This is a genomic window from Caballeronia sp. TF1N1 (assembly GCF_022878925.1).
In the GTDB taxonomy this organism is placed as follows: Bacteria; Pseudomonadota; Gammaproteobacteria; order Burkholderiales; family Burkholderiaceae; genus Caballeronia.
In genome coordinates, this window is sequence record NZ_CP084626.1 from 1,540,516 (window position 1) to 1,555,202 (window position 14,687).

The 14,687-nt window shown below is 62.5% G+C and carries 18 protein-coding genes and 1 tRNA gene; 10 read left to right on the forward strand and 9 right to left on the reverse strand.

The features are described 5' to 3' along the window. Window positions 1–52 precede the first annotated feature (52 nt). Entirely contained in the window at window positions 53–829 is a 777-nt protein-coding gene (locus LDZ28_RS07120; RefSeq protein ID WP_244828040.1) for an ABC transporter permease, read from the forward strand. Between the two features lie 45 nt (window positions 830–874). Here the strand turns inward: LDZ28_RS07120 and gnd are convergent, their stop codons facing one another. The 3 genes from gnd to LDZ28_RS07135 all read right to left on the reverse strand — a co-directional run bounded on the left by gnd (window position 875) and on the right by LDZ28_RS07135 (window position 5,385). Further along, window positions 875–1,939 (reverse strand): phosphogluconate dehydrogenase (NAD(+)-dependent, decarboxylating), encoded by a 1,065-nt coding sequence (gene gnd, locus LDZ28_RS07125; RefSeq protein ID WP_244828041.1) that lies wholly within the window; start codon window positions 1,937–1,939, stop codon window positions 875–877. Continuing rightward, entirely contained in the window at window positions 1,861–3,957 is a 2,097-nt protein-coding gene (gene tkt, locus LDZ28_RS07130) for a transketolase (protein ID WP_244825247.1), read from the reverse strand. Before tkt ends, gnd begins: the two co-directional genes overlap by 79 nt. Before the next feature lie 375 nt (window positions 3,958–4,332). Then, window positions 4,333–5,385, reverse strand: a complete 1,053-nt coding sequence (locus LDZ28_RS07135) for an NADP(H)-dependent aldo-keto reductase (protein WP_244825249.1) — start codon at window positions 5,383–5,385, stop codon at window positions 4,333–4,335. 203 nt (window positions 5,386–5,588) lie between these two features. Here LDZ28_RS07135 and LDZ28_RS07140 point away from each other — a divergent pair, with 203 nt between their 5' ends. The 5 genes from LDZ28_RS07140 (at window position 5,589) to LDZ28_RS07160 (ending at window position 8,820) form a co-directional block, all read left to right on the forward strand. Next, window positions 5,589–7,025, forward strand: coding sequence for an MFS transporter (locus LDZ28_RS07140; RefSeq protein WP_244825251.1), 1,437 nt, complete (start codon window positions 5,589–5,591; stop codon window positions 7,023–7,025). A 125-nt stretch (window positions 7,026–7,150) separates the two neighbouring features. After that, on the forward strand, window positions 7,151–7,348 hold the full coding sequence (locus LDZ28_RS07145; protein WP_244825252.1) for a hypothetical protein: 198 nt from the start codon (window positions 7,151–7,153) through the stop codon (window positions 7,346–7,348). Window positions 7,349–7,549: 201 nt separating this feature from the next. Continuing rightward, window positions 7,550–7,936: a hypothetical protein gene (locus tag LDZ28_RS07150; protein ID WP_244825254.1), complete on the forward strand. Its 387-nt coding sequence runs from the start codon at window positions 7,550–7,552 to the stop codon at window positions 7,934–7,936. Between the two features lie 4 nt (window positions 7,937–7,940). After that, window positions 7,941–8,276, forward strand: a complete 336-nt coding sequence (locus tag LDZ28_RS07155; RefSeq protein WP_244825256.1) for a hypothetical protein — start codon at window positions 7,941–7,943, stop codon at window positions 8,274–8,276. A gap of 70 nt (window positions 8,277–8,346) precedes the next feature. Beyond that, window positions 8,347–8,820 (forward strand): lytic transglycosylase domain-containing protein, encoded by a 474-nt coding sequence (locus tag LDZ28_RS07160; protein ID WP_244825258.1) that lies wholly within the window; start codon window positions 8,347–8,349, stop codon window positions 8,818–8,820. Window positions 8,821–8,854: 34 nt separating this feature from the next. Here LDZ28_RS07160 and LDZ28_RS07165 read toward each other — a convergent pair whose 3' ends face one another. From LDZ28_RS07165 to LDZ28_RS07185, 5 genes are all read right to left on the reverse strand, one after another. Beyond that, entirely contained in the window at window positions 8,855–9,214 is a 360-nt protein-coding gene (locus tag LDZ28_RS07165) for a hypothetical protein (protein WP_244825260.1), read from the reverse strand. Between the two features lie 132 nt (window positions 9,215–9,346). Next, window positions 9,347–10,084 carry an SDR family oxidoreductase gene (locus LDZ28_RS07170; RefSeq protein ID WP_244825261.1) on the reverse strand — a complete coding sequence of 246 codons (738 nt, stop codon included), beginning with the start codon at window positions 10,082–10,084 and terminating at the stop codon, window positions 9,347–9,349. A 150-nt stretch (window positions 10,085–10,234) separates the two neighbouring features. Then, the gene (locus LDZ28_RS07175) at window positions 10,235–10,438 is read right to left on the reverse strand and encodes a hypothetical protein (protein ID WP_244825263.1); all 204 of its coding nucleotides are present in this window, start codon (window positions 10,436–10,438) and stop codon (window positions 10,235–10,237) included. A gap of 53 nt (window positions 10,439–10,491) precedes the next feature. Beyond that, window positions 10,492–10,884 carry a DUF5594 family protein gene (locus tag LDZ28_RS07180; RefSeq protein WP_244825264.1) on the reverse strand — a complete coding sequence of 131 codons (393 nt, stop codon included), beginning with the start codon at window positions 10,882–10,884 and terminating at the stop codon, window positions 10,492–10,494. A gap of 40 nt (window positions 10,885–10,924) precedes the next feature. Beyond that, a complete protein-coding gene (locus tag LDZ28_RS07185) occupies window positions 10,925–11,227 on the reverse strand; it encodes a hypothetical protein (protein ID WP_244825265.1) in 303 nt (100 codons plus the stop codon). A gap of 183 nt (window positions 11,228–11,410) precedes the next feature. Between LDZ28_RS07185 and dusA the strand changes: the two genes are divergently transcribed. The 4 genes from dusA (at window position 11,411) to LDZ28_RS07205 (ending at window position 13,532) form a co-directional block, all read left to right on the forward strand. Beyond that, window positions 11,411–12,415, forward strand: coding sequence for a tRNA dihydrouridine(20/20a) synthase DusA (gene dusA / locus LDZ28_RS07190; protein WP_244825266.1), 1,005 nt, complete (start codon window positions 11,411–11,413; stop codon window positions 12,413–12,415). 117 nt (window positions 12,416–12,532) lie between these two features. Further along, a tRNA-His gene (locus tag LDZ28_RS07195) sits at window positions 12,533–12,608 on the forward strand. Window positions 12,609–12,752: 144 nt separating this feature from the next. Beyond that, the gene (locus LDZ28_RS07200) at window positions 12,753–12,992 is read left to right on the forward strand and encodes a hypothetical protein (RefSeq protein WP_244825267.1); all 240 of its coding nucleotides are present in this window, start codon (window positions 12,753–12,755) and stop codon (window positions 12,990–12,992) included. Between the two features lie 114 nt (window positions 12,993–13,106). Further along, window positions 13,107–13,532 (forward strand): hypothetical protein, encoded by a 426-nt coding sequence (locus LDZ28_RS07205; protein ID WP_244825268.1) that lies wholly within the window; start codon window positions 13,107–13,109, stop codon window positions 13,530–13,532. A 23-nt stretch (window positions 13,533–13,555) separates the two neighbouring features. On the opposite strand, the gene LDZ28_RS07210 is transcribed toward LDZ28_RS07205, so the two are convergent. Beyond that, window positions 13,556–14,668 carry an enoyl-CoA hydratase/isomerase family protein gene (locus LDZ28_RS07210; protein WP_244825269.1) on the reverse strand — a complete coding sequence of 371 codons (1,113 nt, stop codon included), beginning with the start codon at window positions 14,666–14,668 and terminating at the stop codon, window positions 13,556–13,558. Between the last annotated feature and the right edge of the window lie 19 nt (window positions 14,669–14,687).

Below are 14,687 nucleotides of genomic sequence, written 5' to 3' on the forward strand. Positions count from 1 at the left end.
AAGCATCGAGAAAACACGCGTGCGAGCCAAACACGCCGATACGCTCTCGCCCATGAGCAACGCGCTTCCCGCCAACGCGAGCAACTGGATGTCGGTATGGCGGCGCAATTATCTGGTGTGGAAGAAGCTCGCCATTGCATCGATGATCGGCAATCTCGCCGATCCGATGATCTATCTCTTCGGGCTAGGCCTCGGTCTCGGCTTGATGGTCGGACATGTCGACGGCGTGTCGTATATCGCGTTTCTGGCGGCGGGCACGGTGGCGTCGAGCGTGATGATGTCCGCGAGTTTCGAGGCCATGTATTCCGGTTTCTCGCGCATGCACGTGCAGCGTACGTGGGAAGCGATCATGCATACGCCGCTGACGCTCGGCGATATCGTTCTCGGCGAAGTGATCTGGTCCGCGAGCAAATCGGTCTTGTCGGGCGTGGCAATCATGCTGGTGGCGGGCGCGCTCGGCTATGCGAGTTTTCCGTCGATGCTGCTCGCGCTGCCCATCATCGTGCTCACGGGACTCGCATTCGCGAGCACGGCGATGATCGTCACAGCCATTGCGCCGAGCTACGACTTCTTCATGTTCTATCAGACGCTCGCGCTCACGCCAATGCTCTTGCTCTCCGGCGTGTTTTTTCCGGTCGCGCAATTGCCTGCTTTTGCGCAGCATGTGACGCAGGCGCTGCCGCTTTATCACGCGGTCGAGTTGATCCGCGCCGCCATGCTCGGCCGGCCCGTGCACGGACTCGCGTTGCATCTCGCGGTACTCGCGGCGTATTCGGTCGTGCCGTTCTCCCTGTGCGCGTGGCTGTTTCGCCGCCGCATGATGAAATAAAGGGCGATGAATCATCGCCCTTTATTCCGACAAACGACCACGGATTTACTTCACGCCGAACTCTTTGTGGCCGCCGAAGCCGAAGCGCATTGCCGATAGCATGCGCTCGGGGAAGGCTTCGGCATCGCGCGACCGGAAGCGCGTATAAAGCGCCGCTGACAACACTTGCGCCGGCACCGCTTCCTCGATGGCCGCTTCGATCGTCCAGCGCCCTTCGCCGCTATCGGCCACTTCGGTCGAGTAGCGTTCGAGCGAACCATCGCCCGCAAGCGCGCCCGCGGTCAGATCGAGCAGCCACGACGACACCACGCTGCCACGCCGCCAGACTTCCGCGACATCGGCCAGATCGAGCGTGTAGCGCTCGTTTTCCGGCAACTCGGTCGATTCCTTGTGCTTCAAAATATGGAAGCCCTCGGCATACGCCTGCATCAATCCGTACTCGATGCCGTTGTGCACCATCTTCACGAAATGTCCCGAACCAACCGGTCCGCAATGCATGTAGCCGTTCTCGACACGCGCATCGCGTCCGTCGCGGCCGGGCGTCAAGGGAATGTCGCCGCGTCCCGGCGCAAGCGTCGCGAGAATCGGATCGATACGGTTCACCACCGCGTCATCGCCGCCGATCATCATGCAGTAGCCGCGCTCCAAGCCCCAGATGCCGCCTGACGTGCCGACATCGACGTAATGCAGGCCCTGCGCTTTTAGCTCGGCGGCGCGGCGGATATCGTCCTTGTAGAAGCTGTTGCCGCCGTCGATGATCACGTCGTCCGGGCTCAGAATCTGCCGGAGATCGTTAAGCGTGTCCTCCGTGATCTTGCCGGCGGGCAGCATGAGCCAGACGACGCGCGGCGTGGCAAGTTTTGCGACCAGATCGCCGAGATCCTTCGCGCCGGTCGCGCCTTCGCTCGCGAGTGCGTCGGTTGCTTGCGGACTGTGGTCGTAGACGACGCATTGATGCCCGTCGCGCATCAGGCGGCGTCCGATGTTGCCGCCCATGCGCCCCAGTCCCACGATGCCAATCTGCATGTCCGTTACTCCTTGCCGTTGTGTTTGACGCGTTCGATCTGCTTTTTCGCTTCTTCGTAGACGCGTTCCGGCGTGAAGCCGAATTTGGCCTGAAGCGCCTTCAACGGTGCGGACGCACCGAACGTATGCATGGCGAGCACGGTGCCGAGCCGGCCGACGTAGCGGTCCCAGCCGAGCGTGCCGGCCTGTTCGACCGCAACGCGAGCATTCACCGCATTCGGCAACACCGATTCCTTGTAGGCTTCGTCCTGTTTCTCGAAGAGGTCCCACGAAGGCATCGATACGACGCGCGCCGCGATGCCTTCGGCCTTCAGCTTCTCGTAGACGCCCACGCACAGCGCGACTTCGCTGCCGGTGGCAAGCAACAGCACTTCGGGCGTCTTGCCGCCTTCGGTGTCGGCAAGCACGTAAGCGCCGCGCCGCACGCCTTCAGCCGACGCGTATTTCTTGCGATCGAAGGTCGGCAGCGGTTGACGCGTCAGCACGATGCACGACGGCTCCTTGTGATACGACAGCGCGACGCGCCATGCTTCGCCGACTTCGTTGGCATCGGCGGGACGCAGCGTGGTGAGGCCCGGCACGCCGCGCAACGAAGCGAGTTGCTCGATCGGCTGGTGCGTCGGTCCGTCCTCGCCCACGCCGATGGAATCGTGCGTGAACACGTAGACCACCGGCAGTTCCATGATCGCGGAGAGGCGGATCGGCGGCTTCATGTAGTCGCTGAAAATCAGGAACGTCGACGCATACGGCCGCATGTTGGACAGCGCGAGTCCATTGGCAACCGAGCCCATGCCGTGCTCGCGAATGCCGAAGTGCAGATTGCGGCCGTCGTAGCTCGTTGCCTCGAAACTGCCCGCGCCGTCGAACTTCAGATTCGTTTTCGTCGATGGCGACAAGTCCGCCGCGCCGCCGATCAGCCAGGGAATGGACTGCGCGATGGCGTTCAGCACCTTGCCCGACGACTCGCGCGTGGCGATTCCCTTTTCGTCCGGCTCGAAGGTCGGAATGCTCTTTTCCCAGCCTTCCGGCAGCTTCGCTTCGAGCATCAGCGTGAGTTGCTTCGCGAGGTCCGGATAGTCCTTGCCGTAGGAATCGAACTGCTTCTTCCAGGCTTCGTGCGCCGCCTTGCCACGCGCACCCATGCCATCGGCGAAATGTTGCACTACGCCGTCGGGCACGAGGAACTGCGCGTCTTCCGGCCAGCCGTACGCGCGCTTCGCAGCCTTGATCTCATCGGCGCCGAGCGGTTCGCCGTGCGCGGCCGCCGTGTCCTGCTTGTTCGGCGCGCCCCAGCCGATGATGCTCTTCACCACGATCAGGGTCGGCTTGTCGGTGGTCGCCTTCGCCTTGTTGATGGCCGCTTCGAGCGCGGCGGCGTCGTTGGCGTCGTCGACGTGCAGCGTGTTCCAGTTGTAGCCGTGAAAGCGCGCTTCGACGTCGTCGCTATACGCAAGGTCGGTGTGTCCTTCGATCGTGATGCGGTTGCTGTCGTAGATCCAGATGAGATTCGACAGCTTTAGGTGCCCCGCGATCGATGCCGCTTCGTGCGAGATTCCTTCCATCATGTCGCCGTCGCCGCAAAGCGCGTAGACACGGTAATCGAAGAGCGGCGAATCGCTTTTGTTGAAGTGCGCTTCTTTCCAGCGCGCGGCCATCGCCATGCCGACGCTGTTGCCGAGACCCTGACCGAGCGGACCTGTCGTGGTTTCGACACCGGTCGTCATGCGGTATTCCGGGTGGCCCGGCGTCTTGCTGTCGAGCTGACGAAAATTCTTGATATCGTCGATCGAGATGGCCGGCTTGCCGGTTGGCTTGCCGAACTCGTCGACTTCCTTCACGCCGGACAGATGCAGCAGCGAATAGAGCAGCATCGACGCGTGCCCGACCGACAGCACGAAGCGGTCGCGATTCGGCCAGAGCGGCGCGTCGGGATCGTAGCGAAGATGGTTTTGCCACAGATGGAACGCGACTGGCGCGAGCGCCATCGGCGTGCCGGGGTGACCCGAATTGGCTTTTTGCACGGCGTCCATCGACAGCGTGCGGATGGTATTGATCGTGAGCGTGTCAAGATCGGCGGAAGACTTCGGCGTTGCTTGAGACATGAGCGACGACTCCTTTGCTAAGGGCGCGCTGTGGCTGAGGGCGCCGCAGCGGGCAACCAGGACCATCGAGCAAGTGTAGTGCCTTACAGCCGGCACTGCATCGCAAGTGACACGTGGGGCGCGCCGTCGCCCTTATCTGGCGGTGATTCCGGGGCGCGGACAAGCGGCGGCGTTACGGCAGGATACGGACGCAATGCATCCTTGAAGCTTTGCAAAAGTAAGGCAAGGGCTAAGTAAGCGAAGCGCGCATCGCCGATATTGCGTGCGCGCGAACGGTCAATCGTGACACATCCGCGCGCAGGCCATCAGGTTTCGCGCCAAGGCCTTGTTCGCAAACGGTTTAAGGCGCGGCAAAGGCGTGACTGGAAGGACGATTCAAGGCGCCGGGTTCGGCTGACGTTCATGAAGCGCTTCGATCTCGGCGATGATTTCCTCGGAAAGTTCGACGTTCACGCTGTCGATGTTTTCCTTCAGCTGTGCCATCGACGTCGCACCGATAAGCGTGCTCGTCGTGAACGGACGGCTGTTGACGAACGCTAGCGACAACTGCGCGGGCGTCAAACCGTGGCGCTTCGCCAGTTCGACATAGGAAGTGATGGCAGCGATTGCCTGCGGCTTGCTGTAGCGCTGAAAGCGCTCGAATAGCGTGATGCGCGCGCCGGCCGGGCGCGCACCGCCTTCGTATTTGCCCGAGAGCCAGCCGAAGGCCATCGGCGAATAAGCAAGCAGGCCCACGCCTTCCTTGTGCGTGAATTCGGAGAGCCCGAGTTCGTACACGCGGTTCACGAGACTGTACGGATTCTGAATGCTGACGACGCGCGGCAAGCCCGCCTTTTCCGACGCGCGCAAGAATTGCGCGACGCCCCACGGCGTTTCGTTGGACAGCCCGATATGACGAATCTTGCCGGCCTTGACGAGTTCGCCGAGCGCGGCGAGCGTTTCCTCGATCGGCACCGTGTATTCATCGTCGATATACGGATAGTTCGGGCGGCCGAAGGTCATCGTGCTGCGGTCGGGCCAATGCAGCTGATACAAATCGATGTAATCCGTTTGCAGGCCCGCGAGGCTGCTGTCGACGGCTTCGACGATATTCTTGCGGTCGAACTGGTTGCCCGCGCCGCGGATGTGCCGCGGATTGTGCGGCTGGCGCGCGGGCCCGGCGATCTTGGTGGCAAGCACGATATCGGCGCGCTTGCCGCCGTTCCTCGCGAGCCACGTACCGATGTACTCCTCAGTGCGGCCTTGCGTTTCAGGGCGCGGCGGGACCGGATACATTTCGGCGGCATCGATCAGATTCACGCCTTGAGCGAGCGCGTAGTCGATCTGTTCATGCGCCTCGCTCTCGGTGTTCTGCTCGCCCCAGGTCATGGTGCCAAGCCCGATCAGACTCACGTCGACACCCGAATCTCCCAGCTTCCGATACTTCATTGCGTTCCCTCTTGTTGCCATTGTGTTGGCGTTGCGTTGGCGTCCTGTCGGCCTTTCGTCGGCGATGCAGTCGAACGGCGGGCCGCAACCGCAAAAATTACCATAGCCGTGCGAGATCTGCTGTCGTGGCTAAAATAGCGGGCCGCGTCACGGCTTTGCAGCGCATCCGAACCTACCCATTTTGCACAAGGAAGTCTCAGCCGATGCTCTCTCCCGCTGCTCAAACTGACAACGAACGCGCGCAGCGAGGCTCATCGCTCATCATCACGCTGGTCGCGGCCACGTTTTTCATGGAGAACCTCGACGGCACGATCATCGCGACCGCGCTGCCGCAGATGGCGCATTCGTTCAACGTGCATCCGGCCGAGATGAGTCTCGGCATCACCGCGTATCTGCTGACGCTCGCGGTGTTCATCCCGATTTCCGGCTGGGCCGCCGACCGCTTCGGTTTGCGCACGGTGTTCGGCAGCGCGATCGCCGTTTTCACGGCCGCTTCCGTGCTGTGCGCAACGACTTCGACCCTGCCCGCGTTCGCAGCGGCGCGCGTCTTGCAGGGCATCGGCGGCGCGATGATGGTGCCGGTCGGGCGCCTGGCCGTGCTGCGCGCCACGCCGAAGAACGACCTCATGCGCGCCATCGCCATCATCACCTGGCCGGGGCTCGTCGCGCCGGTGATCGGACCGCCGCTCGGCGGCTTCATCACCACGTATTCGTCGTGGCGCTGGATCTTCTATCTCAATGTGCCGCTCGGCATCATCGGTTTCTTGCTCACGTTGCGCTTCATCGACAACGTGCGCGCGGATGCGAAGCGCCGCTTCGACCTCGTCGGCTTCGCGCTGTGCGGAATCGCCTGCACGACGCTGCTCTATGCGATGGAGCTGATCGGCCGCAACGAGACGTCGTGGCGCTACGCCGGCGTGCTCGTGATCGTCGGCGTGGTGGCGAGCGTCGCGTCGTGGTGGCATTTGCGGCGCGCGGCGCATCCGGTCGTCGATCTGTCGGCGCTCAAGGTAAGGACCTTTGCCGTGGCGATGGGCGGCGGGTCGCTGTTTCGCATCGCCATCAGCGCGGCGCCGTTTTTACTACCGCTGATGTTTCAGGTCGGCTTCGGGCTGAACGCCTTCGAATCCGGCCTGCTCACGCTCGCGGTGTTCGCGGGCAATCTTTCGATGAAGCTCATCACCACGCCCGTGATGCGGCGCTTCGGCTTCCGGCCAGTGCTGATCGTCAACGGCGTGATCGCCGCGCTTTCGCTTGCCGTGATGAGCTTGCTCACGGCATCGACGCCGACGTTCGTGATCGTCGCCTTGCTGTTCGCGAGCGGCTTGTCGCGCTCCTTGCAGTTCACGGCGCTCAATACGCTGAGTTTCGCGGATGTGCCGAAATCGCAGATGAGCGCGGCATCGGCGTTATCGAGCACGCTCTTTCAGATGACAATGGGCGTGGGCGTCGCGGTCGGCGCCATTGCCCTGCGCTTTGCCGAATGGCTGCATGGGCACGACGCGCAGTCCATCGCGACGGAAGATTTCAGCGTGGCATTTTTGATCGTCGGGCTGGTGGGATTGATCGGCGTGGTGGATCTGTTCAGCCTCAAGCGCGATGCGGGAGCGCTCGTGTCGGGGCATAAGGGGAAGGTTTGACGGATTCGTCCTGTGTTGGGATTCGGAGCGACGCCGTCGAGATCAAGGCTGCGTTTTTTGCGGTGATCTCCTGAGCGACCTTTGCCTGGCCTCAAGTTTCGCTCCGACGCGCCGTAATCCGCGTTATGAACACGCACAGTCTCGACTCCATCGCCGCTCTCAGCGAAGCCGTAGCCGTCATCCGTCACGCGCGCGGGCTGAAGAATCCGAACGACCTGCCCACCGGCACGCCTGAATGGAAAGCCGCGAGCGATGCCTTCGCCGACGACTTCGTGCGCGCACTCGACGGCGAACCGAGCGTGCGCGCCTGGTGGTGTTTCTGATCTTCCGATCGTCGATGCAAGCCGGCGCGTTGGACGCTGTTTCCCGCGCGAATCCGGCAATTCCTACGAGCCTCTTTTCCGAAATCCCGGCTTCCCGAGTCAAGTCTTCCTAAATCGCTCAACGTTTGCGCCTGGCTATCAAGACCACCGGCCCCTACGCCGAAAACTTGCATATCACCATGATCCTTTCGGGAGCCGCCTGTGAAGTGGGCCGTTTCTTTTCTATCTATCGTCGTTGTCAGTTCCTTGACCGGCTGCGCGCCGCTGCCGGCCGCCAATCCGGTCGCGCAGACCGATAAGCCGCCGGTCGCCACGGGCATTATCAGTTTCGAGATTCCCGCCGATGCCCTCGGCGCCCGCGATGCGCAGCTCAGCGCAATCCTCACCAAAGCCGGCTCGCTTGCAGCCGCGCAGAAGCAGCCGACCACCATTCTCGTCACCGCGCTCGCGCAGGATTTGCCCTATATCAATCAGGCGATCTGGAAAGGCGTGCCGGCGAAACGCACCGTCCGGCTGAGCCTCGAGAACCGCACCGCCGGCGCGCGCGAGCCGTACAGCGTGTCGATCAAACCAACGCAAGGAGGCTGACATCATGCGACGCACTCTCTTGGTCATCGGCGGCTTGCTGGTTTTTGCGACCGCATCCGCCGGTCCGCTCGATGTCAGCGCGCCCGGCGTGCAAACCTTGGCCGCGCTCATGCCCGGCTCGCCACGCGTGTATCCGCCGCTGCCGACGCTCGCCATGCTGCCGCCTTCGACCGGCGACGACGAACTTCCCGCCAAGCCATCCGCGAAAAAAAGCAGGAAGGCGCGCCCGGTCGCGGATTGCCGATGCGACGGTCCCGAACCGCGTCTCGTGGTATCGGGCGAATCGCGCAGTTATATGAAACACATCGAACAGCGGCTGGACGCCGCGTTGATCCGCTGAACGCCAGCAGGGGCGGACAACAAACGCCTATCGACCGCTTCGTATAAGACCAACACGGGAGCCACGATTCATGTTTCCACCAGCGATAGCCGCCACGCGGCTTGCCCTCGCCGCCTGCGCGGCGCTCGGATTGTCGCTTGCATCCGGCGCTGTGCACGCCGATGACTGTTTCGAATTGGCGGGCGCGTATCAGGGCGTCAATCCGCTCGTGCTGCGCGCGGTTGCCTGGCGCGAGTCGAAAGGTGACGCCAGCGCGATCAACCGCAACGCCAACGGTTCCATCGATGTCGGCCAGTTGCAGATCAATTCGATTCATTTTCCCGACCTGGCGCGCCAGGGCATTCCGCACCGCGCGCTCGCCGATCCGTGCGTGAACGTGTTCGTCGCGGCGTGGCTGCTCAAGCAAAAGATGGTCAAGTACGGCAACACGTGGCGCGCGATTGGCGCTTATCACTCGGAATCGCCGAAACATCGCGATGCCTATGCACGAAGCATCCAGAGCATTCTCGTGAGCTGGGGCGAATTGCAGCCGGCGATGCCCTGAGGCTTCGGCATCGACGATTCAGCGCCTTAGCGCCTTAGCGTTTGAGCCAGTCGAGCCAGCCAAGCGCGATCGCCGCGTTGACGATCACACCAGCCGTGGCCGCGATTGCCGCGATCATCGTCCAAAAGGCCGAACGGCGCGATGCCTGCGCGGATTCGCGGGCGAGTTGCGCGGCGTCGTTGGCCGAATTGACGGATGCGAACATCGCGCGAAACTGCTCGTCCTGATGCGCGACCTCCTTGCCGTGCAACCACGCGCGTTTGGATGCGGCTTCGGGGTCGCTCGTGGCGGCTTCGTCGAGATCGGCGCGGACGGACGCTTCGCCCGCGGCGTCGTAGCGGCGAAAGCGTGCTTCGCGGGTGCTGCCGTGGTCTTCTTCGGGTGGATGGCTCATGTGACGCTGATTTTGATCGTGGCTTCGAGAACAGTCGATTCTGCCAGCAGTCCGAGGCGCGTCGTGTCCCGGTTCGCAGGCAGCACGACATGACCGCGCAACCACGCGCGGCCGTCGATCACCGCACCGGCTTCAAAGCTGACTCATCCCGCCATCGATCACTAGTTCAGAGCCCACGATGAACCCCGCCTCCGCCGACGCCAGCAGCAGCACCGTCGCCGCCACTTCGCTCGACTTGCCGAAGCGCCCGAGCGGAATCTGGCTTTGCAGTTGCGCGGCGGCTTCATCGGCGAGGCCGAGCTTGTCGTGCAAAGGCGTCGCGATGGGACCGGGGCTCACCACGTTCACACGCACGCCGCGCGGCAGCAATTCCGCCGAGAGCGTCTTCGCAAGCGAGATGAGCGCTGCCTTGCTCGCGGCATAGATCGACGAAGCGGGCATGCCGATATGCGCGTTGATTGAACCGTTCAGCACGATGGATGCGCCTTCGTTCAGTAGCGGCACGAGCGCCTGAATCTGAAAATACGGACCCTTCACGTTGATCGCGAAGGTTTCGTCCCACGCTTTCTCGTCGATATCGACGAACGGAGCGAACGTGGCGACGCCTGCATTGACGAACACGGCGTCGAGCCTGATGTGCGCGTCGCCGAGATGCCGCGCGAGTTCCTGCGCGGCGGCGATGGTGCCCGTGACGTTGCGTATGGCGACGGCGTTAGCGCCGAGCGTCTCGCGCGCCTTGGCGAGAGAGACTTCATCGCGACCCGTGATGACGACGCGCGCGCCTTCCGCGGCGAATGCCTGCGCCGCCGCCAGACCAATGCCGCTGTTGCCGCCCGTAACCAGAACTGTCTTGCCTTCGAAGCGATTCATGACGTTCTCCTTTGAACGTTGATCAGTGTGAAGGCAGTATGGCGGGCTTTGCGAGCAATGCCGTACGGGTAAATCGAGGAAAATGTGCGGAATTGTCGAACGAGTTTAGCGGCGCACGGCTGCGAACCGTGCGTATTGCCAATCCTAGCCTCAGCGATCGTTGCTCATGCCTTTTAGCTGATCGTTGCCGGCGTCGCGCGCGGCATCGGCGGTAGCGAAATTTTCTTCCGATACGAGCGCGCGTCTCACTTCGCGCGCTTCGAAATCGACTAGCACGAGTACCCAGACGAATCCGCCCGCTTGCTCGGCCGTCTGCACGAACGCGCGGACGTTGCCTTCTTTTGACGATGTCATCCTGACCTCCTCCTTGGTGGAACCACGACACGCGCGGTGACGACGAACGTCGCTTAGGCTTCAAAATCCAGACCGCCAAGCAGCACGGAAGTCTCGGCCTGCGAGCGCGTGACCATATCGACATCGCGTGCGCCTTGCCAGGCCGCGAACTTGATGTCGAGTGCGTCCAGATAGCGCATAAAGCGCGCCTCCCCGTGCGGATGCATGAGACGCTCGATCTCCTCGTCGTCCCACGTGAGAAAGATGTTGAGCGGCAACGGATAACCACGCGCGCGCTCGTCGTCCGCATGCGGTGGGGTTTGAGCGCCGAGGTGCAATTTGGCAGGCTGGTGCGGATATTCGCCGGGAACGATATCGACGCGCACGCCGTGAAGCAGCGCCGCCACTCGCTCGGCGATACGCGGCATGAATTCGCTTTCGAAGCGAAGCGCCTGCTCCAGGTTCAACGCCCTTTCTCCGTGTGCTTTCAATGCGTGCGGCGCGCCGTCAGACTGGCGGCAAATCCTCGAGCGATTTTTCGATCTGCCCGTCTTGCACGCGCGCCTCGATGCCGATATGGCCGTTCGCGTAGGGCAGCGAGCTGACTTTCGGACCGAGAAACGTGCGACCGCCGAGGGTAAAGAGCGTGCGGACTTCCTTGCCGCTCTTGATGGCGTCCACGACCTCCTGCACTTCCACGATGGTGGTGGGCGCGGCCCAGTCGTTGGTCGCGGAATCGAAGCTGCCCCAGCGCACGTTGGTCACGCGATCGTTGACCCAGCGCACGCCGTCTATCGCCAAGGTAGTCATGGCTGCCTCCGTTGCCGTGTTCGGAATGGTGGTTTGATGATGCTAGCACGGGGGAGGTGTGGGGGTTGGCTGGTTCGAGTGTCTGTCGAGACGTGCCTTTCGACAGAGCGCTTCGCCGCACTGCGGTAAAATCACACCTTCGCCTTAAACCGATGCAGACCGCGCCACGGTCAGTCGCTCCACATGTCCGCCGTTCAAAAAATCAGCCCCCGCCGCGTGTCCGTCGCTCCGATGATGGACTGGACCGACAGGCATTGCCGCTCGTTGCATCGGCTCGTGTCGCGGCACGCTTACCTCTACACAGAGATGGTGACCACGGGCGCCCTGCTTTACGGCGATGTCGCGCGTCACCTTGCGTTCACGCCCGCCGAAGCGCCGGTTGCGTTGCAGCTCGGAGGCAGCGAGCCGGCCGATCTGGCAAAGAGCGCGAAGCTCGGCGAGCAGTGGGGCTATGACGAAATCAATCTGAATTGCGGCTGCCCGTCCGAGCGCGTGCAGCGCGGCGCGTTCGGTGCATGTCTGATGAAAGAGCCGCAACTGGTGGCGGACGGCGTGAAAGCCATGCGCGATGCCGTGTCGATTCCCGTGACGGTCAAGCACCGTATCGGCGTCGATTCCGTCGAGGACTACGCGTTCGTGCGCGATTTTGTCGGCACCGTCGCCGATGCGGGTTGCGAAGTGTTCATCGTACATGCGCGCAACGCGATCCTGAAAGGCCTGAGCCCGAAGGAGAACCGCGAGATTCCGCCGCTCAAATACGAATATGCGTATCAACTGAAGCGGGATTTTCCGCATCTGGAGATTTCGATCAACGGCGGCATCAAGACGCTCGACGAGGTCGAGGAACATCTGAAACACGTCGATGGCGTCATGTTGGGCCGTGAGGCTTATCACAACCCGTATGTGCTCGCGGGCGTCGATACACGCTTTTATGGCGCGACGACGGCGATTCCTTCACGCAAGGAAATCGAAGCCGGACTCATTGGCTATGCACGCGACGAACTTGCGCGCGGCACGTATCTCGGCGCGGTGACGCGTCACGCGCTTGGGCTGTATCGCGGCACTGCCGGTGCGCGTGGATGGCGGCGCGTGCTTTCCGATAGCCGGCGGCTGGCAACCGGCGATCTTGCGATTTTCGACGAAGCGCGTGCTCATTTGCGCGAAGGTGTGGAAGCTATCGAATCTTGAAGCCGTCTCGCGAACGAAGATGCGTGAAAGGGCTAGGCAAGCGCAATTTTAGTTCGTATAATCTCGCTTCTTGATTGCTGAGCAACTTCCAGCAAGATGGAATCAGGTAGTTCAGTGGTGGCTGTAGCTCAGTTGGTAGAGTCCAGGATTGTGATTCCTGTCGTCGTGGGTTCGAGTCCCATCAGCCACCCCACGGAATTAGAGCAAAAAGCCCGGTCAATTGACCGGGCTTTTTGCTTTTCCGAAAGACGAAATCTTCCGCGAATTTTCAGCCGACGCGCCTGTCTCATCAAAAACCGCGGCGCTCCCGCCGCGGCTTCGCTCGTGGAGACTCGACATGAAAAAAACGACCCTCGCGCTTCTCCTCATCTGCTCGGCCGTAGTGGCGCAAGCCCAAACCGCGCGCCCCGACGATAATGCCTCGATGGTCAAGCCGCCGAGCGCACCCGGCTCGCCTTCCGCCGAGACCACGCGCCCGAACAATCCCGACAACATGCCGGTGAAGCGCCCCAACCCGCCGCCCAACAGCGACCGCATGCTGCATCACAGTCCGGCGAGCGACGCCATCGCAAAGTAAGCGCGTCCGCGTCGTATCTGCTTAGGCATCGCTTCGACACCGGCTCGCGCGCCCCTATAATGGCGCGTCACGACAACCAACGAGAGCCGCGGTTCGCCGCAAGCGGTCCTGCCAATGCATAAAGTCATTCTGCCGTTCGTTTCTGGTTTCCTTGCCGCACTCTTCTTTCGGGAATCGACGCTCGCGCTGCTGCATGCAGCAGGTCTCATCGATCAAGCCGGCTTTTCCATCACCCCTTTTCTGCCGCTCGGCATTCCAACTTTCATCGCGAATGCGTTATGGAGCGCGGTGTTCGGCGTGCTGCTCTCGTGGCTCTTGCGCGTCGCGCCGGAGAACCGCGCGCCGTGGATTGGCTCGCTCGTATTCGGCGGGATCGTGCTGACCGCGGTCGGCGCATTCGTGATCGATCCCGCGCGCGGCATCTGGCCAAGCGGCAACATGCTGCCGCGACTCGCGCCCAACTTCATCGCCAACGCAATCTGGGGCTGGGGCGCGCTCGTCTTCATGCGCGCTTTCTCGGCCGGCAACGAGTCGCGTTGATCGCGCGTTCTCGCTAAGAACGCTCAGTCCTTGAGCAAACGCAGCGGATGCGTCGCCGGCGTCCAGGCACTCTCGAACATACGTTCGACATCCTTGACGCCCACCTCCTCCGCCCGCGCGATCTTCCAGCTCGGCTGATTGTCCTTGTCGACGATACGCGCGCGAATGCCCTCGATCACATCGCCGCGTTCGAACGTGGTGCGCGTGAGATCGAGGTCGCGGCGCAAGGTCTCCGCCATCGACGAATACCGCGCGCGATCCACCTGCTGCAGCGAGACATCCACCGACAAAGGCGAACGTTCGCGCAGTTCCGCCGCCACGCGCTCGGCCCACTCGCGCGCGGCGCCATCCGTCTCACGCGCGAGCGATGCGAGAATCGCCGCTCCATTGCCCGTGGCGAAATGCTTGTCGATGAGCGTGCGTCCCTCGGCAAGCGCGCTGCGGTCTAGCGTCGGGCTCACCTTGTATTTGGTCGTCTCGTTTTCGACAAAGCGAACAATCGCCACGCCATCGAGAAAGCGCTGATGCCGTAGCGATTCGATCAAGCCCGGCAACGCGCCATCGTCGAGATAAGCGTCGGCCATGCGCGCATAGAGCGCGTCTGCCGCGCCCATGCTCGCGCCCGTCGCGGCCAGATAACGCCCGATCGCGCCAGGCGCGCGCGCGAGAAACCAGCTCACGCCGACATCGGGAAAGAGTCCAATACGCGTCTCGGGCATCGCCATCTTGGTCGACTGCGTGACGATTCGCAGCCCGCCCGTATGATGCGCGCCTTGCGAGATACCCATGCCGCCGCCCATCACGACGCCGTTCATCACCGCGATATACGGCTTCGGGAAGGTGAAGATCGCGTGGTTGAGCTTGTACTCGTCGGTGAAAAACGCGTCGATCGAATCGCGGTCGCCCGCCTGCGCCGACTCGTAAAGAAAGCGGATATCGCCGCCCGCGCAAAACGCCCGCACGTGCGGGCTATACACCACGACGGTGCGGATTGCCTGGTCGTGACGCCAGGCGCGCAAGGCCTCGCTGATCGCGCGCAACATGGGCGCGGACAGCGCATTCAGAGCCTTCGGGCGATCGAGTGCAATGAAGCCGATGCCGTTGGCGGAGTCGATACGGATATCTTCGGTGGTCATCGTGTTGGAGTGTCGGGTC

Bases quoted from the DNA above. Each gene is read 5' to 3' on its own strand.
- LDZ28_RS07160 (WP_244825258.1), top strand. From the start codon at position 8,347: ATGTTTCCACCAGCGATAGCCGCCACGCGGCTTGCCCTCGCCGCCTGC.
- LDZ28_RS07145 (WP_244825252.1), top strand. From the start codon at position 7,151: ATGAACACGCACAGTCTCGACTCCATCGCCGCTCTCAGCGAAGCCGTA.
- LDZ28_RS07135 (WP_244825249.1), bottom strand. From the start codon at position 5,385: ATGAAGTATCGGAAGCTGGGAGATTCGGGTGTCGACGTGAGTCTGATC.
- LDZ28_RS07165 (WP_244825260.1), bottom strand. From the start codon at position 9,214: ATGAGCCATCCACCCGAAGAAGACCACGGCAGCACCCGCGAAGCACGC.
- LDZ28_RS07210 (WP_244825269.1), bottom strand. From the start codon at position 14,668: ATGACCACCGAAGATATCCGTATCGACTCCGCCAACGGCATCGGCTTC.
- LDZ28_RS07155 (WP_244825256.1), top strand. From the start codon at position 7,941: ATGCGACGCACTCTCTTGGTCATCGGCGGCTTGCTGGTTTTTGCGACC.
- LDZ28_RS07185 (WP_244825265.1), bottom strand. From the start codon at position 11,227: ATGACTACCTTGGCGATAGACGGCGTGCGCTGGGTCAACGATCGCGTG.
- LDZ28_RS07120 (WP_244828040.1), top strand. From the start codon at position 53: ATGAGCAACGCGCTTCCCGCCAACGCGAGCAACTGGATGTCGGTATGG.
- LDZ28_RS07175 (WP_244825263.1), bottom strand. From the start codon at position 10,438: ATGACATCGTCAAAAGAAGGCAACGTCCGCGCGTTCGTGCAGACGGCC.
- LDZ28_RS07140 (WP_244825251.1), top strand. From the start codon at position 5,589: ATGCTCTCTCCCGCTGCTCAAACTGACAACGAACGCGCGCAGCGAGGC.
- LDZ28_RS07205 (WP_244825268.1), top strand. From the start codon at position 13,107: ATGCATAAAGTCATTCTGCCGTTCGTTTCTGGTTTCCTTGCCGCACTC.
- tkt (WP_244825247.1), bottom strand. From the start codon at position 3,957: ATGTCTCAAGCAACGCCGAAGTCTTCCGCCGATCTTGACACGCTCACG.
- LDZ28_RS07170 (WP_244825261.1), bottom strand. From the start codon at position 10,084: ATGAATCGCTTCGAAGGCAAGACAGTTCTGGTTACGGGCGGCAACAGC.
- LDZ28_RS07200 (WP_244825267.1), top strand. From the start codon at position 12,753: ATGAAAAAAACGACCCTCGCGCTTCTCCTCATCTGCTCGGCCGTAGTG.
- dusA (WP_244825266.1), top strand. From the start codon at position 11,411: ATGTCCGCCGTTCAAAAAATCAGCCCCCGCCGCGTGTCCGTCGCTCCG.